The 19233-nt window shown below is 58.5% G+C and carries 22 protein-coding genes; 12 read left to right on the top strand and 10 right to left on the bottom strand.

Translation table 11 applies throughout. The features are described from left to right. Positions 1–1401 (bottom strand): aspartate kinase, encoded by a 1401-nt coding sequence (locus LUQ43_RS04655; RefSeq protein WP_299964455.1) that lies wholly within the window; start codon positions 1399–1401, stop codon positions 1–3. Between the two features lie 74 nt (positions 1402–1475). Between LUQ43_RS04655 and tfrA the strand changes: the two genes are divergently transcribed. Together tfrA and tfrB are read left to right on the top strand one after the other, a co-directional pair. Then, positions 1476–3104 carry a fumarate reductase (CoM/CoB) subunit TfrA gene (gene tfrA / locus LUQ43_RS04650; protein WP_299964453.1) on the top strand — a complete coding sequence of 543 codons (1629 nt, stop codon included), beginning with the start codon at positions 1476–1478 and terminating at the stop codon, positions 3102–3104. Beyond that, positions 3101–4567, top strand: coding sequence for a fumarate reductase (CoM/CoB) subunit TfrB (gene tfrB / locus LUQ43_RS04645; RefSeq protein WP_299964451.1), 1467 nt, complete (start codon positions 3101–3103; stop codon positions 4565–4567). The genes tfrA and tfrB overlap by 4 nt, the downstream gene beginning before the upstream one ends. Before the next feature lie 957 nt (positions 4568–5524). Here the strand turns inward: tfrB and LUQ43_RS04640 are convergent. Then, positions 5525–6676: a Uxx-star family glutaredoxin-like (seleno)protein gene (locus tag LUQ43_RS04640; RefSeq protein ID WP_299964448.1), complete on the bottom strand. Its 1152-nt coding sequence runs from the start codon at positions 6674–6676 to the stop codon at positions 5525–5527. Between the two features lie 108 nt (positions 6677–6784). On the opposite strand from LUQ43_RS04640, the gene LUQ43_RS04635 reads away from it, so the two are divergent. Next, a complete protein-coding gene (locus LUQ43_RS04635; protein ID WP_299964446.1) occupies positions 6785–8155 on the top strand; it encodes a LamG domain-containing protein in 1371 nt (456 codons plus the stop codon). Here LUQ43_RS04635 and LUQ43_RS04630 read toward each other — a convergent pair. Further along, on the bottom strand, positions 8152–8655 hold the full coding sequence (locus LUQ43_RS04630; RefSeq protein WP_299964444.1) for a rubrerythrin family protein: 504 nt from the start codon (positions 8653–8655) through the stop codon (positions 8152–8154). The genes LUQ43_RS04635 and LUQ43_RS04630 overlap by 4 nt on opposite strands. 161 nt (positions 8656–8816) lie before the next feature. Between LUQ43_RS04630 and radC the strand changes: the two genes are divergently transcribed. Beyond that, positions 8817–9479, top strand: coding sequence for a DNA repair protein RadC (radC, locus tag LUQ43_RS04625; RefSeq protein ID WP_299964441.1), 663 nt, complete (start codon positions 8817–8819; stop codon positions 9477–9479). A 22-nt stretch (positions 9480–9501) separates the two neighbouring features. On the opposite strand, the gene LUQ43_RS04620 is transcribed toward radC, so the two are convergent. Continuing rightward, positions 9502–10095: a flavodoxin family protein gene (locus tag LUQ43_RS04620; protein ID WP_299964439.1), complete on the bottom strand. Its 594-nt coding sequence runs from the start codon at positions 10093–10095 to the stop codon at positions 9502–9504. 117 nt (positions 10096–10212) lie between these two features. On the opposite strand from LUQ43_RS04620, the gene LUQ43_RS04615 reads away from it, so the two are divergent. The 7 genes from LUQ43_RS04615 (at position 10213) to LUQ43_RS04585 (ending at position 13902) form a co-directional block, all read left to right on the top strand. Next, positions 10213–10464, top strand: a complete 252-nt coding sequence (locus tag LUQ43_RS04615; protein WP_299964436.1) for a hypothetical protein — start codon at positions 10213–10215, stop codon at positions 10462–10464. A gap of 124 nt (positions 10465–10588) precedes the next feature. Further along, positions 10589–10714 (top strand): desulfoferrodoxin FeS4 iron-binding domain-containing protein, encoded by a 126-nt coding sequence (locus tag LUQ43_RS04610; RefSeq protein ID WP_299964573.1) that lies wholly within the window; start codon positions 10589–10591, stop codon positions 10712–10714. A gap of 3 nt (positions 10715–10717) precedes the next feature. Beyond that, on the top strand, positions 10718–11131 hold the full coding sequence (locus tag LUQ43_RS04605) for a carboxymuconolactone decarboxylase family protein (protein WP_299964434.1): 414 nt from the start codon (positions 10718–10720) through the stop codon (positions 11129–11131). A 13-nt stretch (positions 11132–11144) separates the two neighbouring features. Further along, entirely contained in the window at positions 11145–11789 is a 645-nt protein-coding gene (locus tag LUQ43_RS04600; RefSeq protein ID WP_299964432.1) for a peroxiredoxin, read from the top strand. Positions 11790–11871: 82 nt separating this feature from the next. After that, positions 11872–12537, top strand: a complete 666-nt coding sequence (locus LUQ43_RS04595) for a DUF5591 domain-containing protein (RefSeq protein ID WP_299964430.1) — start codon at positions 11872–11874, stop codon at positions 12535–12537. Positions 12538–12660: 123 nt separating this feature from the next. Beyond that, a complete protein-coding gene (locus LUQ43_RS04590) occupies positions 12661–13275 on the top strand; it encodes a flavodoxin family protein (protein ID WP_299964427.1) in 615 nt (204 codons plus the stop codon). 12 nt (positions 13276–13287) lie between these two features. Then, positions 13288–13902 (top strand): flavodoxin family protein, encoded by a 615-nt coding sequence (locus LUQ43_RS04585; RefSeq protein WP_299964425.1) that lies wholly within the window; start codon positions 13288–13290, stop codon positions 13900–13902. 204 nt (positions 13903–14106) lie between these two features. Here the strand turns inward: LUQ43_RS04585 and LUQ43_RS04580 are convergent, their stop codons facing one another. Next, positions 14107–14757 (bottom strand): peptidase M50, encoded by a 651-nt coding sequence (locus LUQ43_RS04580; protein WP_299964423.1) that lies wholly within the window; start codon positions 14755–14757, stop codon positions 14107–14109. A gap of 98 nt (positions 14758–14855) precedes the next feature. Between LUQ43_RS04580 and LUQ43_RS04575 the strand changes: the two genes are divergently transcribed. Continuing rightward, complete coding sequence (locus LUQ43_RS04575; protein WP_299964420.1) at positions 14856–15140, top strand: chorismate mutase; 285 nt, start codon at positions 14856–14858, stop codon at positions 15138–15140. 28 nt (positions 15141–15168) lie between these two features. Here LUQ43_RS04575 and LUQ43_RS04570 read toward each other — a convergent pair whose 3' ends face one another. From LUQ43_RS04570 to LUQ43_RS04550, 5 genes are read right to left on the bottom strand one after another with little or no spacing between them, the layout of a single operon-like run. Continuing rightward, complete coding sequence (locus tag LUQ43_RS04570; protein WP_299964418.1) at positions 15169–16248, bottom strand: cytochrome c biogenesis protein CcdA; 1080 nt, start codon at positions 16246–16248, stop codon at positions 15169–15171. Beyond that, complete coding sequence (locus LUQ43_RS04565) at positions 16245–16652, bottom strand: hypothetical protein (RefSeq protein ID WP_299964415.1); 408 nt, start codon at positions 16650–16652, stop codon at positions 16245–16247. Before LUQ43_RS04565 ends, LUQ43_RS04570 begins: the two co-directional genes overlap by 4 nt. A gap of 57 nt (positions 16653–16709) precedes the next feature. Next, positions 16710–17582, bottom strand: coding sequence for an acetylglutamate kinase (gene argB, locus LUQ43_RS04560; protein WP_299964571.1), 873 nt, complete (start codon positions 17580–17582; stop codon positions 16710–16712). Beyond that, the gene (gene argJ, locus LUQ43_RS04555) at positions 17582–18739 is read right to left on the bottom strand and encodes a bifunctional glutamate N-acetyltransferase/amino-acid acetyltransferase ArgJ (RefSeq protein WP_299964413.1); all 1158 of its coding nucleotides are present in this window, start codon (positions 18737–18739) and stop codon (positions 17582–17584) included. Before argJ ends, argB begins: the two co-directional genes overlap by 1 nt. Then, positions 18740–19231, bottom strand: a complete 492-nt coding sequence (locus tag LUQ43_RS04550) for a CBS domain-containing protein (RefSeq protein ID WP_299964411.1) — start codon at positions 19229–19231, stop codon at positions 18740–18742. It lies immediately after the preceding gene. Between the last annotated feature and the right edge of the window lie 2 nt (positions 19232–19233).

The following is a 19233-nucleotide window of genomic DNA, read 5'->3' as shown; positions in this document are numbered from 1 at the left end:
TTACTCATCGCTTTCCTCCGAGAGATGGAACTCGTCGTGGAGCACCCGGACCGCCCGCGGGCCGTCGTTCTGGCTCACGACAAACGAGATGTTCGCTTCGCTCGACCCTTGAGAGATCATCATCACGTTGACACCCGCTTTCCCGAGTGCCGTAAAGATTCGCCCACCGGTGCCAGGCGCCCCTGCCATACCGGCCCCGACCACGGCGACCGCACAGACATCATTGTTGTGCGAGACTTCGCGGACAACGCACTTCTTCTTCAGCTCTTCGAGAGCTTTTACCGCGGCAGCGACATGGGTCTCGTCAACGATCAGCGAGATGTTCGCCTCGCTCGAACCCTGCGAGATCATCAGCACGTTCACCTCGTTGTCGGCAAGGATCGTGAAGATCGCTTTTGCCACGCCGGGCCTGCCGATCATCTGGGCGCCGTTGATGTTGATCGCCGAGACCTTGTCGATGTACGTGAGGGCCTTGACTACGCGGTTGTCCCGCTTGCCGTTCTTTACGATCACCGTGCCCGGGTGGGTGGGGTTGAAGGTGTTCTTGACTCGGACCAGGATGTTCTTCCGCATTGCCGGCTCGATCGAGCGGGGGTGCATCACCTTCGCACCGAAGTACGAGAGCTCCATCACCTCCAGGTACGAGAGCGAGGTCATCACGCGGGCATCGTTGATCACCCGGGGGTCGCAGGTCATGATCCCGTCCACATCGGTCCAGATCCAGATCTCGTCCGCATCGATTCCCGCGCCGATGATGGAGGCGGAGTAGTCCGAGCCGCTCCTGCCGAGCGTGGTGAGGATCCCGTCCCGGGTGCAGCCCATGAACCCCATGATCACCGGGATCTCCTTCCCGAGCAGGGGGCCGACACGGCGCTTGATCCGCTCGTCGCTGTCCGGAAGGGACGTTGACTCCCCGTGCTGTGCGGTGGTGAGGATGCCGGCTTCGCACCCGTCCATCACGGACGAGGGGATACCCCGCTGGCGCAGGGCGGCCGAGAGGATGGGGGCGAGGAGCCGTTCGCCGAACGAGATGATATAGTCCTTCGAGCGGGGAGTGAGTTCCCGCAGGTTGTAGATCGCATTGAGGATGTTCTGGAGCCTGATGAGGTGCTCCTCCATATCCGCCCCGACCTCTGCAACGTAATCGGGGGCTGCCCCTTCGAGGGTCGTGATGTGGCGCTTGGAAAGCGACTGGATCAGGGGGGCGATGGCGGAGTTGTCCTTTGCGGTGGGAAGGGCGGTCGCGACCGCGATGAGCTGGTCGGTCACGCCACGCTGTGCCGAAACGACAACGGCGAGTTCGTCTCCTGCTTTGCGGTGTTTCTCCAGGATATCGACAACACGCTGGATACACTGGGCATCGGCAACCGATGTCCCACCGAACTTCATCAGATATTTCATGCTCACTCTCACTTTCGGCCGTGCCAATTGACGTGCCATTTATTTATGTACCTATACGACCACAAAATAATAAGATGCTTGCAGATGAGGTTTGTGACTGCCACGTGCTCGTGATCGGGAGCGGAGGTGCAGGCGTCCGCGCAGCGATCGAGGCGTCGCAGTTTGGAAAGACCGTCCTCATCTCCAAGACCATCGTGGGGAAGGGAGGGTGCACCACGATGGCGGAAGGCGGATACAACGCGGTCCTGCGGGAACTGGACTCGTGCGGGGGCCATTACGAGGACACGCTGAAAGGCGGAGCATACCTCAACGACCCGGAGCTCGTGGACATCCTGACGAAAGAAGCGCCCCTGCGCATGGGCGATCTCGTGAAGTGGGGTGCGGTCTTCGATTTCACGGATGCTGATGAAGTTGCCCAGCGCCCGTTCGGGGGCCAGCGGTTCCCCCGGACCTGTTATGCGGGCGACCGGACCGGCCACGAGATGATGATGACGCTTGTTGACCGTCTCGCTGCAACGGATGTCGAGACCCTCCAGGAATACACGGTCATCGACCTGCTGAAAGATGGCGATGCGGTCATCGGGGCCATGGCGCTGGACGAGAAGGGCCGCCTTGTCCTCCTCAAAGCGGACAGCACGATCCTTGCAACGGGCGGGGGGACAAAAGTCTACGATATCTCCACCAACTCGTCGAGCGGTACGGGCGACGGGTACGCGATGGGCTACCGGGCCGGCGCGGAACTGATCGACATGGAGATGGTCCAGTTCCACCCGACCGGCGCGATACAGCCCTACGATGCCCGGGGACGGCTCGTGACCGAGGCGGTCCGGGGCGAAGGCGGGGTTCTCAAGAACGTGAACGGCGAGCGGTTCATGAAGACCTATGACCCGGCCCGGATGGAACTCTCCACCCGCGATGTGGTGGCACGGGCGATCGCCACCGAGATCCTCAAGGGGAGGGGAACGCCGAATGGCGGGGTATACCTCGATGTCACGCACCTGCCCCGCGAGCAGATCGAGAGCCGCCTCCCGGTGATGCTCGAACAGTTCAAAAAGTTCGGCGTGGACATCCGCACGACCCCCATGGAAGTGGCCCCCACGGCCCACCACATCATGGGCGGCCTCCGGATCACGTCTGAGTGCAGGACTACCCTGCCCGGGCTCTTTGCCTGCGGGGAAGTATCCGGCAGCGTGCATGGCGCCAACCGGCTCGGCGGCAATGCCCTGGCCGAGACGCAGGTCTTCGGGAAACGGGCCGGGGAGTCGGCAGGGAAAGCCGCACCGCGGAAGAAGATCGTGGACCAGCAGCAGGTCGATGCACAGCAGGACCGGCTGAACCGGTTCCTCGCGGGCACCATCAACCCGTCGCAGGTCAGAAAGAAACTCCAGCTCGCCATGTGGGAAGGCGCCGGCATCTTCCGGAACGCGGGCGATCTCGAAAAGACGCTGGCACTGGTAAAGCAGCTCGCCCCCTCCCGCATCAGGGCGGCATCGCCACGGAACCTTGCAGAGTGCTGCATCCTGGAGAACATGTGCCTCACCGCCTCGCTCATCTGCCGGGCCGCCCTGCTCCGCACCGAGTCCCGGGGGGCGCACGTCCGCACCGATATCGTCCAGACCCATGATGCGGAGCACTCGCCCTTCGGCCATACGTTCCTGTCACGTGCACGTGAAGGAATCGAGATCCGGGAGGGGAAGCAATGAAGGAGCTGACCGTGCGGATCCGGCGGTTTGACCCGGACAAGGACACCGGGCCGCACGTCGAGTCCTACACCGTGAAGGTCAATGACGGTGCCCGGGTCCTCCACGTGCTCCACGCGATCCACGACACCCTTGATCCCACGCTCTCGTACCGTTACTCCTGCGCTTCGGGCCAGTGCGGGAGCTGTGCGGTGCGGGTGAACGGCGAGCCGGTGCTTGCCTGCATGGAAGAGGCAAAGGACCGGATCACGATCGAGCCCCTGAACCTTGCCGTGAAGAAGGATCTCGTGACCGACCTGATACCGAGGCTCGACCAGATCGCATCCCTGCTGCCGAAGAAGGACGTCGTCCTCCCGAAGAAGGCCGACATCGATGCGATAAAACCCTTGAAGGACTGCATCGAGTGTCTCTCGTGCGTCTCGGTCTGTCCCGCGGTGGACGTGACGAAGTTCATCGGCCCGACCGCGATGCGGCAGGAGATGCGGCTCGTGCTCGACCCGCGGGACAGCGGCGACCGGATCCCGGATGCAATCCGGGACGGCCTCTTCTTCTGTACCACCTGCCAGGCCTGCTGGAAGGTCTGCCCGAAGTCGATTGAGATACCGGGAAAGGCGATCGAGAAACTCCGGGCGCACGCGAACAAGCGGGGACTCTCCCTGCCCCGGCACATGGAGGTCGCGGCACTCGTGCAGGAGACCGGGCGGAGCATCCCCCGGACTTCGGAATCGTTCCTGGAGAAAGTCCCGGGTGTCATCGAACCCGATGGCCCGGTGAAGGCAACGGTCGGGTTCTTTGTCGGCTGCATGTACAATCTCCGGCAGCAGCAGTCGGCGCTCGATGCCATGGAGGTCCTGCGGAGGAACGGCATCCGGGTCATCATCCCCAAGGAGCAGGTCTGCTGCGGCTCGCCGCTCATCCGGACCGGGAATCTCGCGTATATCGATGAGCTCAAGCGCCGCAATATCGAGACGTTCAAATCACGGGGCATCGACACCGTGCTCACGATGTGCGCCGGCTGTGGCACTACGCTCAAGAAGGATTACCAGACCCCGTTTGCGGTCATCGACATCAACGAACTCCTGACCAGGTACGGCATCGAGCCCCCGGCACGGCTCCCGATCAAGGCAACCTACCACGACCCCTGCCATCTCATGCGGGGACAGGACATCCGCGACCAGCCCCGGGCATTGATCCGGCAGGTCGTGGATCTCGTGGAGATGCCATCCATCTGCTGCGGCTCGGGAGGCGGTGTCCGGGCCGGCAACCCTGACGAGGCGGCGGCGCTTGGCAAACGGCGGGGCGAAGAGATCAAAAAGACCGGCGCGGATATCGTCATCACCTCCTGCCCGTTCTGCGAGTTCCACATTGCCGGGCATACCGATAAGCCGGTGAAAAATATTGCTACGGTGCTGCTGGAAGGGTACCGGGAGAAGGACCGGAAGAAAGCCGCGGGATCGAAGAGATGAGATCCTGTCCGGCAGTCCGGATTTTTTGAAATATTTTTTTAGTGGTTAGGTAAAGTCCACCACTAACCCATGGTTAGTATTGAGCCAATTCAGGTTTTTTTAGATTTGCGCTCCAGAGAACACAAAAATACAGCCCCCCTCTTGCGCCGCCAGTCCCCCGAGGGGGACGGGGCGCTATTAGCGATGCCTCGGCATTACCTTAATTGGGGGCACACACAGGTACAGGTTATACGGCACTATCGCAACCGGGGGATGTCCGAGCGGCGGGGGCGGAGGCTTGCCGGAGCCCCCAAGAGCGGTAATGAAAATTTTGTTTCAGGTTTATAGCACTTTTGGTGGACTTTACCTAATCACCTTTTTTTTAAGTCCCGGTTTTTTTTATAACGGATTTCTGCACGATCGTCCAGGATCACGGATCACTCCGGATCCACCGATCCACCTTCCCGTAACACGTGTTTTACCTCATTCCCCTCCCTGATCGTGGAATTACACAGGGTCTAATTACGAAGTTTTGCCCCTCCGGCGTAAAAATTTGGAATCCGGGCGAGTATAGCGCGATTTAAAATGAATTAGCAGGGTGTTTTAGGTGAATTACGAAGTTTTTCGGTTACCCTAAATTTCAGGGGCCGGATAAATTCGGTTAAAATGGACTCTGTTTGGCAAAAAGAGCCAGATTTGAAAAACATGGGTATTGGGCAGGAGAGGTACTCCCCGGGAGAAGGTTCTCCGACGGTAAACCCTGTCGGGGAAGGGGGGCTGAACCCACCCGGAGGGGATCCATCCGGGGTCCTGCCTTGGATCTGCAAACAGGGTTCAGGCACCTCCGGAAAATCCCGGCACCAAAAAACATTTCCAGAATCATCTGTCCGAATTTTTTATTTCTCAAAGAGCCCGGTTGAAAATCTAAAAACCGGAAAAAATTTCAAAAAAATCCGGGCAAACGATCCCATTGTTCCTTCAGCGTTGCTGCCCCAGGTACTCGTACGCCTCAAGCGCCGCCTTCGCCCCTTCACCGGACGCGATGATGATCTGCTTGCTCCGGACATTGGTCACGTCCCCGGCCGCAAAGATGCCGGGCGCACTGGTACGGCCATTGATATCCACGATGATCTCCTTCTTCTCGTTCAGGTCCACCAGACCTTCCACCATCTCCGTGTTCGGGAGCCACCCGATCTCGATGAAAACCGCGTCGAGATCGATCACCTGTTCAGCGCCCTTCTCATCTTTGATGGTGATGCCGGAGAGGAACGTGTCCCCGTGAAGTGCCGCAACCTGCGACTGCTTGTGCACGATGATGTTGGGTATCGCGTTCAGTTTCTCAACATAGAGCGGGTCCGCCCTGATGGTGCTCCGGACGATCAGGATCACCGATGCTGCGAGCTTGCTCATCTCGAGTGCGGTCTGGAGCGCAGCGTTCCCGCCGCCCACCACCGCAACCCGCTTCCCCTTGTAGAGCGGGCCGTCGCAGGTAGCGCAGATCGAGAGGCCCCGGCCGAGATACTTATCCTCGTCTGCCACGCCCAGCTTCTTCGGCTTGTTCCCCTGCGTGAGGATCAGCGCCCGTGCCTGTATCCTGTTCCCTGAAGCAGTCGTTACCACGAAGAGGTCGTCTTCCCGTGCAGCGGAGACGACCCGGTCCAGCTCCAGCCGGATGTGGAGCATCCGCGCCTGCTCCTCGAACTTCTTCATCAGGTCCTCGCCCGAGATCATCCGGTAGCCCATGTAGTTCTCGATCGCCCACGACTCCAGCGCCTGCCCCCCGATATTCTCGGTGACGATCATGGTATTGAGCATCTTCCGGGAGCAGTACACCCCGGCCGTCAGCCCCGCCGGGCCGGCACCGACAATCAGGACATCATGGACATCCGGCATAGCGGTGCTGCCAAAGAGCTCGTTGAGCCGCCGGGCATCGAACCCGACAATCACTTTATCGTCCACCGTAATGACCGGGACTCCCCGCTGCCCCGAGAGCTCGATCATCTTCTTTGCTGCCTTCTCATCAGCACCAACATCGATGCTCTCGTACGACACGCCGTTCTTCTCAAGGAACGCCTTGGCCATCCGGCAGTACGGGCAGTTCTGGGTCGAATACACGGTGACTTTGCTCATCAACCCGTAAAAGGTTCCGGGAAAATATAAACATACTGACAGGGACAAAAGCCGTTTCCATCGCAATCTTCTTTTTCACCGAATCCAAATACACCATTGGTAACTACCATGTACGTCGACCCCTTCGTCCGGAGGATGCGGCAGATTCTCACCCTTGGCATCGTGCTCCTGGCTCTCGCCGGCAGCGCTCATGCCGCCTCCGCTGCAGCGGGAACACCGGCCAACCCGGCCCTGTATCTCGACTTCAATGAGGGAAGCGGCCTCACGCTCCTCGATGCATCCGGCCACGGGAACGCCGGGACAACGGTCGGGGCCATACGTACCGGAAGCGGCGGGTGCGGGGGGGCACTGCTGTTCAACGGCACCGGGGAGTACGTCAGCATCCCCCACACATCGCTGAACCACCCGGCGAAGGCGATCACCGTATCCACCTGGTTCTACGTGGACTCGTTCGAGCCCCAGACGCTGATCTCCACGTATGAGGACGGCGGGTACTGGTTAGGGTTCGGAGACGGGAACGACCTGTGGTGGGTCATCAATACGGAGAAGTCCGGTCTGGTCACCGTGCCGGTACAGCACGAGGGGATCACGCCCGGCCAGTGGCATCATGTCACCGGAACCTATGACGGCGAGACCGCAAAGATCTATCTTGACGGGGCACTGAGAAACCGCGTCAATGCAACGGGCGACATCCACTACGAGTATGCCAACTATGTCCTTCTCGGGGCCGATGCCGGGACGCAGACCTTCCCGGACACCGTCAGTCCCCGATACCTGAAGGGCGGGCTCGATGAGGTCAGGATCTACGATACGGCACTGGGATACAGCCAGGCGATGGATGACCGGTTCCTCTGCTCCGCGGAGCCGGGAACCATCCACGCCGCGCCGGCGAATGCAACCGCCACGTTCCCCGGGATCGTTTCCGGTTCCGTACAGCTCAATAACGGGGAGACGGCAACCAGGACCTTCGTGTTCCCCGACAAAACCACCAACGGGACCGTGCAGGTTTCCGTGCCGGCGGGATCGAAACTGGTAGTCGGGGCACGCGATCTCTTCTCTTCATCATACCCGGACGCATGGTATGTCGAGATCGCAGACGGGACAAAACGCGTTGACCGGTCGATTGCCTTCCCGAACACCCACAATACACCGGTAGAAGGTGTGATCCCCTCCGGTAATGCCACGGTATACCTCCGGTATTTTGACGGAGAATACCGGTTCCCGGCCAGTGTCGAGGTCGTGTTCCAGTGCATTGCAACACCCCCGTCACCACCGATTGACATCCCCAAGACCCTGCTCGTCAATCCCAGCATCGTGATCTATTCAGCATCGTGGGCGACCCTGATAGCAATACTGGTGGTCGCAATCTGGATACACCGGCGCAAATCTGCAAACCATCAGCAGGAACCGGCACCCGCCGGATCCAACGAGACCGGAGAAACACCCGGTAACGGTGAGAAGAGCGAAGAAAAAGATTAGAGGGTGATCTCCCGGAACTGCTTGGCAAAGACACCGCAGATCGGGCATTTGTCGGGAGCCTTGCCGAGCTCGATGTTTCCGCAGACCGGGCAGAGAAACACCTTCTCTCTCCCGAGATCGTGACCCGCCCTGATGGCATCAAGGGCTTTCTTGTACAGCCCGGCATGGACCTGCTCTGCCTTCATTGCATGGGTGAACGCGAGGATCGCATCGGTCTTCTTCTCTTCCTCGGCAGTTTTGAGGAATCCCGGGTACATGGTAGTGAACTCATCGGTCTCTCCTGCGATACCCCCTTCAAGATTCTGGGCAGTGGTGCCAACCGCCGAGATCACCTTTAACAGCTTCTTTGCATGGATGGCCTCGGCCTCAGACGCTGCCTTGAAGAGCGTTGCCACGCTCCTGAATCCTTCCTCGGCGGCCTTCTCGGAAAACGCGAGATATTTCCGGTTTGCCTGCGATTCGCCGGCAAATGCCTCCTTTGCATTGTCAATGGTTGCCATACTGAAATGGTATGGAGAAGAGGTCATTTAAATATTCTTTATGAGGCACTTGGATGGAAACGTGATCATTAATTGAACGGGATAATTTAAATTAAATAAAAGTGAATCGTTATCATACGAGAGGGTGGACCCGAAATGAAGGAGAGGGAGACCGTTTGCCGATGAAGAAGATGAGAGATGTACCGCTCCTGGACCGGCCCCGCGAGAAGATTGCCCGGAAAGGTGCCGGTGCACTCTCGGACACGGAGCTGATGGAGGCGATCATCGGGAGGGGTACCCGGCAGCGGGACGTGCGGGAACTCGCAAAAGAGGTATGCGGGATCCTCCGGGAGAAGAAGGAGATCAGGTACGATGATATCCGGGCAATCGAGGGGATCGGTCCTACGAAGGCATCGCAGATCCTGGCCTGTTTTGAGATGGGGCGACGGTATTTTGCACCGGAACCTGCGGGTGGGAGGGTGACGAGGCCCGACGACATACTCCCTCTTGTCGCCCACCTCCGGGACAAGCGGCAGGAGCACTTCTGCTGCATCACCCTCAACGGAGCGGGCGAGGTGCTGGGTAACCGGGTCATCACGGTCGGGCTCCTGAATCACAGCCTCGTCCACCCGCGAGAGGTCTTTGCCGATGCGATCACGGACAGGGCCGCATCGATCATCTGCGTGCACAACCACCCCTCGGGCTCCCTTGAGCCGAGCTCCCAGGATATCGCGATCACCGCCCAGCTCAAGGAAGCTGGATCGCTCGTGGGCATCCAGCTCATCGATCACCTGATCGTGACGAAGGCAGGGCACCTGAGCATGCGGGAACGCGGGCTGGTCTGAAAAGAGTGAGAGAGAATGCAAATTACGGGTTGAGTGCCTTACCGAGAGCCAGGCCCCTGGCGTACGCGGTCTCCATGAGAACCGGCTGCTGCGTGACATCGCGGAGGGTGTCCATGTCGCTGACCAGCAGCTCGTCCCCGTACTGGCAGTCGATGATGTCGAGGAACGCCTTTGTTGTCAGCTTGGCACCGACAAACACCTCCGGGACCTTCATGCCGGAGATGCAGATGAAGAGTGCCCTTCGGTTCGCCCTCTTTTCAGCAGGAACAAGGGAATTTTTCCGCTCGTACTTCGCCATGTAGAATACCTGGCAGCGGTCCATGAAGGACTTGAGTTTCCCGGGGATGCCCATGAACATGATGGGTGTGGCAAGAATGATCCCGTCTGCCTCGCGCAGCTTCGGGTACAGCTGCTGCATGTCGTCATCCATGATGCAGGTCTCGTGATCCCTGCAGAACAACATCTCCTGGCAGTCTTCGAAACAGAGGTTCGATACGGCGATCGTTTCCACGGTGCAGCCGGCATCCCGTGCCCCGTTTAACGCCTGTACCAGCAGGCGGGCTGTATTTCCCTCAGGGAGGGGGCTCCCGAGTATCCCGATAATCCTGCCGGCCATACTACAACTGGAGGGAAAAGAGGTCATATAGTTTTGCCCGTGGTATCCGCTCCGGCCGTCAGTGGATCAGGCTGCCCGGATTGGTATCAACACAATCCATATATATCTGCCACGTGAATGGAACGTTTGGTGTTACGTTTGACTGAAGAGAAGACCTACAGTGCAGGCCAGAAGGTCGGCCCGGGAAAATATGTCTGTATTGACTGCGGAAAGGAACTGACCCTCGACAAGACCGAGCAGGACTTACGGAAATGTCCGGCATGCTCCTGCGCAGAGTACCAGTGCTTCCCGATGACCCACATCCGCCCGGACATAAAGACGCCGGAAGATGCAATGCACCCGCCGAAACGCGGTAAGAAATCCCTGTAATTCCTTATTTTTTCACGCAGGGTACCATGGTATGAACACTGGTGCCGGGTTCCGGCAGCAGCCGGCTGAATGCAGCAGTGCAGAGCCCGGCACCAGGAATTACCTTAAGGGGAGCACAGTCATTATGGTGAACGTATCCAGGGATGGGCAGGTCTTCAGGTGTGAGATCTGCGGAAATGTGGTTGTTGTAAAGGAAGCCGGCGGCGGAGAACTGATCTGCTGCGGCGAACCCATGCAACTGGAGGAGTAAAAAATGGCAGTAAAAAAACCGATGGTAAAGAAGGCACCGGCAAAGAAGCCGGTTGCCGGAAAGGCAGCGGCAACGGGAAAAGATCTCAGACATCTTGAGAAGCAGATCGGGAAAGTCCCGAAGTTCTTCAGGGAGCTGACGACAAACGATCCCGAGATGTTCGATCTCGTGATGAAGTTCGAGAACCACATCTGGGATGATGGCAAGCTCACGAAGCAGACCAAGAAGATTATCGCGATTGCGATCGCCGCCGCCCTCCGCGATCAGCATGCGGTCCGCGCCCAGATTGCCGGTGCTGCTGCTATCGGCGTCACCAAGGCAGAGGTGGAAGAGGCGCTCCGCGTCACGTTCCTTCTCTCGGGTATGCCTGCCTATGTGTACGGCAAGGCCCAGCTCGATGACGTGATGAAGAAGTAAGGAGGACTCCGCGATGGAATCTGAGGAATGCATTTCATTCCCGGTCCTCGGCGAGCCTGCCCCGGACTTTACGGCAGAGACTACCCACGGCCCGATCTCGCTCTCCAGCCTGAAAGGGAAGTGGGTGGTACTCTTCTCCCACCCGGCGGATTTCACGCCGGTCTGCACCACCGAGTTCCTGGCATTCGCTGCCATCCATGACGAACTCGCAGCGCTGAATGTGCAGCTGCTCGGCCTCTCGGTGGACAGCGTCTCGTCCCACCTGGGCTGGGTGCACGATATAAAGGAGAAGATGGGAGTGCAGATCCCCTTCCCGATCATTGCCGACCTGAACATGAAGGTGGCAGGGAAGTACGGGATGATCCACCCGGGCCAGAGCACGACCGCCGCGGTCCGGTGTGTCTTCTTCATTGACGACAAGGGGATCATGCGGGCCATGATCTACTATCCCCTCCAGAACGGGAGGTACATGCCCGAGATCATCCGGCTTGTAAAAGCGCTCCAGACCACGGACAAGTACAAGGTCTCGACACCGGCCAACTGGCAGCCGGGCGACAAGGTTGTCGTGGCGCCGCCAAAGACCGCGGCCGAGATGGAGAAGAGGCAGAGCGAGGGGTACGAGTACAAGGACTGGTACCTCTGTTACAAGAACATTTAATTCCGGAAATTTTTATTTTATTTTTACTTCCCGGGGGATCGCGGGTTTCATCTGCTTCCGGGGCGATCTGGTATGGAAGACGATGGCTGATCAGGAACCGGAGGGGAAGAACAGCACGAGGCCGATCCTCACGGATCCGCCATTCTATCTCCCGGAGTTCGAACAGTCGTACCGGTACATCATCGACGAGTACGATGTTGCGCACAAGGACATCGCCATCTTCATGCCCTGTGCGGTGAGGAAACCGTACAGCGCCAGCCCGAGCCACCAGCTGATCCGGATGGTAATCTCGCAGGTCTTTTGTGAACCGCAGTACCATCTTGTCATCTTCGGCACCTGCGGGATCGTTCCCGCGGAACTCGAAACAATGTACCCGTACGCCCATTACAAGTACATGCTCGGGAAGTGCAAAGACAAAAAAATTCTCGAGGACTTCCTCCGCATCGAGACCGACCGCGTTGCCGGGTATCTTGAAAAGACGAAGGACACGTACACGTTCCGGATCGCGTACTGCATCGGGCTCTTCCGCGAGGCGCTGATCCGGGGATCGGCAAAATCCGGCGTGAAGATCGATCTCATCCTCCCCACCCGGGACATGATCAACAAGGTCATTGAGGAGGGGGACTGTATCTTTGAAGAGGGCAGCCTCTCCATGGATGATTACTTAGGCGAGTTCTGCGACGAGCTGATCCGGTTCCGGAATGCACACTACAGCACAGGCAGGCCGGCTGACCAGACCCGGGAGTGAGGGCGTTGGTGGGGGGTGGAGGTTCTCGAACCACGTCTTCACGAAAAGATGCCGGGGCCTCCCCGCACCAGTCCACCGGCAGTATCCACATCTTTTTTACAGCACGATGACAACAAGAGAGTGATGACAATCAAGGTCCTCGCCTTTGCCGGGAGCCCGCGCCGGCACGGGAACTCTGAGATGCTGCTCGACTGGGTGCTCGCATCGATGGCAGAGGACCCGGAAGTCTCCGTGGAAAAAGCTGCGCTCACCGAGGCAAATATCAATATCTGTCGCGGGTGCAATGCCTGCGAGAAACTGAATAAATGCATCCAGCGGGACGGGATGGATATCTATCACGACAAGATCATCGATGCGGATATCATTCTCCTCTCCGCCCCGATCTACTGCATGGGCATCGCTGCCCCGGCCAAGGCACTGATCGATCGCATGCAGGTCTTCCGGTCGCGGAAGTACGTGCTCAGGCTCCCGGTCATTCCTCCCGAACGGAAAGGGAAACGGCTCGGGGCATTCCTCGCGAGCGCCGGACAGGACTGGCCGCATGTCTTCGATGCAGCCATTCCGTCCGTCAAGTGCTTCTATCACGTGATCGACATCAGGGATGCGGATATCAGTTACCTGATGATCAACCATGTTGACGAGAAGGGTGCAATCGGGACGCACCCGACCGCACAGGCCGATGCAGTACAGCTCGGGAAGACCATGATCGCTGAGATCAGGAAACGGCTCGCAGCCTGAGGTGATGCTGACATGACCGTTACCGTTCTTGGAATATCGGGAAGCCCGCACCGGCATGGGAACACCGAGACCCTGCTCGACAGTTTCCTTGACGGGGCACGCTCGGCCGGGGCAGTGGTTGAGAAGGTTGTCTTGAAGGATCTCGACTACTCGGCCTGCCGGGGCTGTAATGCCTGCCACAAGGATGGCGAATGTATCGTTAAGGACGATGCCATTCCGCTCTTTGAAAGGATGATGGCTGCCGATTGCGTTGTCGTTGCCTCCCCGATCTACAGCATGGGGATCACCGCCCAGCTCAAGGGGTTCATTGACCGGGGCCAGTTTCTCTGGGCCCGGCGGTTCGTGACAAAGACACTCGAATTTTCTCCTGAACACCTTGCCCGGCACAAGGGGATCTTCATCTCCACTGCCGGCCAGAACCGGGACAATGTCTTCGACGGGGCATACCCGTCGCTCACCGCCCTCTTCCATGATGCCGGTTTCGAATACTATGGCAACATCGTTGCCAACAACATGGATGAGCACAAGGGGATCAAAAACCACCCGACGGCTCTTGCCGATGCATTCCGGAAGGGGCAGACAATTGTTGCGGAGATAGAGAAACTGAAAACTCAGCAGGGCATCTGAAATAAAAAAGTGCGGTTTTGAAAAACATTTTTCCCTTTGTATACGACCCCCTATTTTACGCCACCAGTCCCCGGGGGAGACGGGGCGCAGTGCGATGCTCCGTGACAGGGCACCGGTAATTCCTCGTCATCGCAACGGGAGATGTCCCTGATATATCAGATCGTTCCGGATGATTTCTTCGGAGAAAAAAAGATTTGCGGGGGATTAGAGGAGATAATACGAGGCCACGAGCGTCCCGAATGCCGCAGCAATGAGGACAATGAATACCAGGGCGTTCCATGCAAGCACCTTCCGCCCGTCAAGCACGCTGACCGGCAGGAGATTGAACGCGGCGAGCATCGCGTTGATCTGGACACCGGCAAGGCCGATCATGGCGATCAGATTGCCGCTTTTCAGCGCCGTTATCCCACCGGCAATGAAGAACAGTGCGGTAAAGAGACCGCAGAGGAGAAGGTTTGTGACCGGGCCTGCCGCCGATATGAGACCGTCTTCCCTGCGGGTGAGGCTCCGCCCGTCCTTTGAGTAGATGACCGTTGCACCCGGGGCGGCAAAGACAAAGCCGACCAGCGCCGCCATCACGATGGCGATGAGGAGCATGGAGTTGTCCTTGACGAACTCCGCCCAGTACCCGAACCGGATGGCCATGAACTTGTGGGCCATCTCGTGGAGGATGAACCCGATACCTACGGTAAAAAGAGCGATCGCGAAATAGATCAGGCCGCTTATCGGGCTGACCGGGTTAACCGGCCCGAGGATGCCGTACGGCGTGAGATTGATGATGGTAAACGCGAGGGCGATTGCCATCCAGGCAACAAAGAGATCCGCTTCCTCGCGACGGGAAATTCGTTCAAACATACAAGACTCCAGATCAGATGGATTTTCTATTGTTAATTGCTTTGGCGTTCTGGCTCGTAAGCATTACGTTTATGCAAATGCGGGGAAATGTACATGGTATGTCCCTCGAACAGGTGCGGGCCGAGATCTCCCTGGTGGATACCGCCATCATCCGCCTGATTGCGAAACGGCAGGAGCTGGCAGACCGGGTGGCGGAAGTCAAGAGAGAGGGGGGAATTGCCATCCATGACGAAAAACGAACTGCGGTGGTTCTCGAATCCGTCTCCCGCCAGGCAGTGGATCATACGATCGATCCCGTTGCCGTCCGGAAAATTTTTGAGATCCTCATTGCCATGAGCGAGGAGCGCCAGCGGCAATGCTCCGGTGAAGGCAAGCTGCGATAAAACCTTTTTTAAAAACAGGGACGGGATTTTACCCGAACCACCCGAGGAAGATCACGAGCCCGAGGGCTATCATGATGAGCCCGATCACGAGCCGGAGGGCCAGTTTGTGTTCGGTCCTCCAGGTGTCCGCCTTCTCCGGGGATATGCCGTACGCGACAAGGAGCGTTACCAGCACGAGCGGCAGGATGAAGATCACATTATAGAGGAGAAGGTAGGGCAGGCCGGCCGCCACCGTCAGGCTCTGGCTCATCAGGGCAAGGATGCTGATGTAGATCCCGCCGGTGCAGGAGAACCCGAGCAGCCCGGCGAGTATCCCGAGGATGAACGCAGCGGGAACGGATGCGATCCGGCTGTAGTGCGAGAGGAGCCCCTTGCCGGACTTCGGGACCGAGAGGAAGAAGGTCTCGCGCTTCCGTATCACATCGGAGAGGGTGATGATACCAAAGATAATGGCCAGCGACCCCCCGATGAGCGAGAAGATCTTCGAGAAGCCGGAGAGGGAGACAACCGAGAAGATCCCGACCCCCACGAGAAGGTGGAAGAGGAAGACCGCGGCTATGTATGCGCCGCCGATGGACAGGATTCTTCTCCGGTTCGCTGCTGCTGCGAGCGGGATGAGAAGGAAGATCAGGACCGAGAGGGCGCAGGGATTGATACTGTCAACAAGGGCCGGGAGGATCACCATCTGGGGGGTCAGGGATATGGCACCGGTGGCGCACTCCCCGTCCGGAACCGGGGTGATCTCCGTAGTGTTGCACGATGCGATCCTGGCTTTCTCGGCAAGGATCGCTGCCTCGAACTGCCCGCTGATCGCAACATCACCGACGAGCGCACGGGTACCGATGAAGATCTCCGGGATCCCCGAGCTGCTGATGTTATACTGACGGTTCATATCAACGAACCGCTGCTGGTTGGTGGCATTATGGTATACCTCCAGCGCTTCAACCTGCAGATCGGGATATTTTTGCCGGAGGCTGGCAATGACGGGCTTTACTTTCTCGCAGTGCTCGCACCCTTCACCGTAAAAATAGACGGCCTTCAGGGTGCTGACAACGATCGGAGAACCCGTTGCGGAAGAGAGGTTCCCTGAGGGAGACGGGTCACTCACCTTTTTTTTTTAAGAGAGGCCTGGATGAGGCTCTCGAACTGTTCCGGGATCTCCACCTCTCCCGTGAGGACCGTTGTTCCGGCAATGACCCGGGGGACGCCCGAAGTAGTCTCACCCGCAGCAGCAAGTGCCTGCTGGAAGATCCGGTTGTTGGTCTGGTTATGCCAGACTTCGAGGAGCTGGATATCGGCTTCCGGGTATTTCTTTGTCATATTGAGGATGAATGGCATCACATTGTGGCAATGGACGCATTCCTCGCCATAAAAGAAGTATATTGTTCCGGCAGATGCTCCGGCTGCGGCAGGTTTCTGGGACGAGGTTAATGTCCCGGTGGCCAGCACGGCGATACTGGCAACCACGACAACCGCAAGGACGGCTGCAATAATTTTGAGGGTCTTATCCATAGGGGAAATCCTGTAAGCTGTTTAACAACTCATACGTTAATAAAATGCCCCAAAAAATCAGGAGAGGGAGATCATCGTCCCGACACCGTCATGGGTGAAGAGCTCGAGGATGAGGTTGTGCTCGGTATTCCCGTTGATGATATGGGAGTAGCTGACGCCGTTCTCCACGGCCTTGATAACGGACATCACCTTGGGGATCATGCCCTCACCGATTGCCCCGGAGTTCCGAAGCTCGTTTGCCTCGCGGACGGTCAGTTTATGGAAGACTTTTGTGCGGCCCTTGTCCATGACGCCGTCAACGTCTGTCATGTTGACGAGCTTGTAGGCATGGAGGGCGATGGCGATGTCACCGGCCGCGGTATCGGCGTTGATGTTCAGGCTGCCCCCGTGTTTGTCGATGGCGATGGGGGAGACGACCGGGATGTAGTCCTTGTCGAGCAGGGTGTTGAGGAGCGTGGGGTCGATCCACTCGATCTCGCCGACATGCCCGAGGTCAACTTCCTTCTGGATGCCGCCGACCTCGACCTTCTGGAGATCCATCTTCTTTGCAATGATCAGGTTCCCGTCACTGCCGGAGATCCCGACGCCTTTTGCACCGCACTTGGAGATCAGGGAGATGATGCCCTTGTTGATCTTGCCGACCAGGACCATCTGGGCGATCTCGAGTGTTTCCTGGTCGGTCACCCGCAGGCCCCCGACAAAGACAGATTCCTTGCCCAGCTGTTTCATCTTCTCGCTGATCTCCGGGCCGCCGCCATGGACGAGGACAACGCGGATACCGACGTAATGCAGGAGCACGGCATCCCGGATCGCGTTCTCCAGCACCACCGGATCGACCATCGCATGGCCGCCGAGCTTGATCACGATGGTCTTGCCGTGGAACTGCTGGATGTACGGCAGCGCCTCCATGAGCACGTCTTCGCGTTTCATCATGTCGTGTACCTGCCGTTGATCTCCACGTAGCGCTCGGTGAGATCGCAGCCCCAGGTTGTCGCTTCCGCCTTTCCTGCGGCAAGATCGAGGATGAAGATCACGCTCCTGCCGTGCATCGCTTTCTTGGCGGCAACGAGGTCGGCGATGATCTCGCCGGACTTTACGAGCGGGTACTTCTTGCTGCCATCGCTTATCCAGAGCGAGACCGCGTTCGGATCGAACTTCACGCCAGCCCGGCCGGCTGCGGCCACGACCCGGCCCCAGTTCGGGTCTTCGCCGTACACTGCCGTTTTCACGAGCGGCGATTCGATGACGGTGCGGGCAACCTTCTCTGCATCGTCTTCCTTCTTTGCCCCGGTGACGGTGACCTGCAGCAGCTTGGATGCACCCTCGCCATCAGCGGCAATCTGCATTGCAAGGAGACGGCAGCACTCTTCGAGCGCTGCGGAGAATTCTGCCTTCTTTACTTTTCCCGCTTCACCGGTTGCCGTGCAGAGCGCAATATCGTTGGTGCTTGTGTCGCCGTCAACGATCACCCGGTTGAAGGAGCGTTTGGTCGCCATCTTCAGGGCCTCAGAGAGCGGCTTTGCCCCCACCTCTGCATCCGTATAGATGAACGCGAGCATGGTGCCCATGTTCGGGGCAATCATGCCGCTTCCCTTGCAGATACCGCCGACTGAGAATCCTTCCTTCTTCACGAGCGCGTGCTTCTGGACCGTGTCCGTGGTCATGATCGCCTGTGCGGTGGCAATCTCTGCTTCCGCTGTGTGGACCAGCTTTGGCGCAACATCCCTGCTCTGCCGCTCGATGAGGGGCAGGTCGAGATACCGGCCGATGACGCCGGTGCTGGCAACGCCGACCCGCGTGGGTTTTACCCCGAGCGCTGATCCGGCATACTCCGTCATGGTAACGGCATCGGCAAGTCCCCGTTTTCCCGTGTAGGCATTCGCACACCCGCTGTTGACGATGACCGCTTCCAGTTTTCCGGCCTTGATCTGTTTCCGCATCAGCTCGATCGGTGCAGCCCTCACGAGATTCTCCGTAAAGACACCGGCTGCCGTGCCCTGTGCCTCAATGAGCGCAAGGCCGAACTTTCCCTCTTTTACACCCCATGCTTTGACGCCGGGGACAGCACAGATACTCTTGAACGACATTTATTCACTGCTCTCTTTTTCAGAATATACAGATCCGATGGCGTTGATGATATCCGCCCTCGTAACGATTCCCACGATCTTCTTACCCGAAAGAACCGGGAGCCGGGAGATACCCTCCTTCAGCATGAGGGCTGCGGCAGCCTCCACATCCATCTCCCCGGTCGCTGTTATCACCCGGTGGGTCATCACTTTCTTTGCCGGCATGTCGCCGATGTTGGTCAGCGCGTGCTTGGTCTTCTCCCAGTTGATATACTCCCGGATCGGGATCTCGATGACCTCGAAGGGCGACGGGAGCCAGAGGTCATCGGAGATCCGTTCGGTTTCGAGGAGGGAGATGAGGTCTGATTCTGTGATCATCCCCACGAGCTCCTTTCCTTCCATGACCGGGAGCCCGCCGATATGGTGTTTCCGGAAGAGCGCGACAACCTCCCGAAGGGGGGTATCCGCAGTACAGACAACCGGATCTTTTGTCATTGCGTCCTGAACGAGCATTG

Source organism: Methanoregula sp., assembly GCF_028679125.1.
In the GTDB taxonomy this organism is placed as follows: Archaea; Halobacteriota; Methanomicrobia; order Methanomicrobiales; family Methanospirillaceae; genus Methanoregula.
This window is presented reverse-complemented; position numbering and strand designations above follow the sequence as displayed.

Excerpts from the sequence above, each read along its gene's own strand:
- LUQ43_RS04640 (WP_299964448.1), bottom strand. The coding sequence starts at position 6,676 with ATGAGCAAAGTCACCGTGTATTCGACCCAGAACTGCCCGTACTGCCGG.
- LUQ43_RS04630 (WP_299964444.1), bottom strand. The coding sequence starts at position 8,655 with ATGGCAACCATTGACAATGCAAAGGAGGCATTTGCCGGCGAATCGCAG.
- tfrA (WP_299964453.1), top strand. The coding sequence starts at position 1,476 with ATGCTTGCAGATGAGGTTTGTGACTGCCACGTGCTCGTGATCGGGAGC.
- LUQ43_RS04620 (WP_299964439.1), bottom strand. The coding sequence starts at position 10,095 with ATGGCCGGCAGGATTATCGGGATACTCGGGAGCCCCCTCCCTGAGGGA.
- LUQ43_RS04585 (WP_299964425.1), top strand. The coding sequence starts at position 13,288 with ATGACCGTTACCGTTCTTGGAATATCGGGAAGCCCGCACCGGCATGGG.
- LUQ43_RS04565 (WP_299964415.1), bottom strand. The coding sequence starts at position 16,652 with ATGGATAAGACCCTCAAAATTATTGCAGCCGTCCTTGCGGTTGTCGTG.
- LUQ43_RS04655 (WP_299964455.1), bottom strand. The coding sequence starts at position 1,401 with ATGAAATATCTGATGAAGTTCGGTGGGACATCGGTTGCCGATGCCCAG.
- LUQ43_RS04635 (WP_299964446.1), top strand. The coding sequence starts at position 6,785 with ATGTACGTCGACCCCTTCGTCCGGAGGATGCGGCAGATTCTCACCCTT.
- LUQ43_RS04590 (WP_299964427.1), top strand. The coding sequence starts at position 12,661 with ATGACAATCAAGGTCCTCGCCTTTGCCGGGAGCCCGCGCCGGCACGGG.
- tfrB (WP_299964451.1), top strand. The coding sequence starts at position 3,101 with ATGAAGGAGCTGACCGTGCGGATCCGGCGGTTTGACCCGGACAAGGAC.
- LUQ43_RS04610 (WP_299964573.1), top strand. The coding sequence starts at position 10,589 with ATGGTGAACGTATCCAGGGATGGGCAGGTCTTCAGGTGTGAGATCTGC.
- LUQ43_RS04550 (WP_299964411.1), bottom strand. The coding sequence starts at position 19,231 with ATGCTCGTTCAGGACGCAATGACAAAAGATCCGGTTGTCTGTACTGCG.
- argB (WP_299964571.1), bottom strand. The coding sequence starts at position 17,582 with ATGAAACGCGAAGACGTGCTCATGGAGGCGCTGCCGTACATCCAGCAG.
- LUQ43_RS04575 (WP_299964420.1), top strand. The coding sequence starts at position 14,856 with ATGTCCCTCGAACAGGTGCGGGCCGAGATCTCCCTGGTGGATACCGCC.
- argJ (WP_299964413.1), bottom strand. The coding sequence starts at position 18,739 with ATGTCGTTCAAGAGTATCTGTGCTGTCCCCGGCGTCAAAGCATGGGGT.
- LUQ43_RS04600 (WP_299964432.1), top strand. The coding sequence starts at position 11,145 with ATGGAATCTGAGGAATGCATTTCATTCCCGGTCCTCGGCGAGCCTGCC.
- LUQ43_RS04580 (WP_299964423.1), bottom strand. The coding sequence starts at position 14,757 with ATGTTTGAACGAATTTCCCGTCGCGAGGAAGCGGATCTCTTTGTTGCC.
- LUQ43_RS04615 (WP_299964436.1), top strand. The coding sequence starts at position 10,213 with ATGGAACGTTTGGTGTTACGTTTGACTGAAGAGAAGACCTACAGTGCA.
- LUQ43_RS04595 (WP_299964430.1), top strand. The coding sequence starts at position 11,872 with ATGGCTGATCAGGAACCGGAGGGGAAGAACAGCACGAGGCCGATCCTC.
- LUQ43_RS04605 (WP_299964434.1), top strand. The coding sequence starts at position 10,718 with ATGGCAGTAAAAAAACCGATGGTAAAGAAGGCACCGGCAAAGAAGCCG.
- radC (WP_299964441.1), top strand. The coding sequence starts at position 8,817 with ATGAAGAAGATGAGAGATGTACCGCTCCTGGACCGGCCCCGCGAGAAG.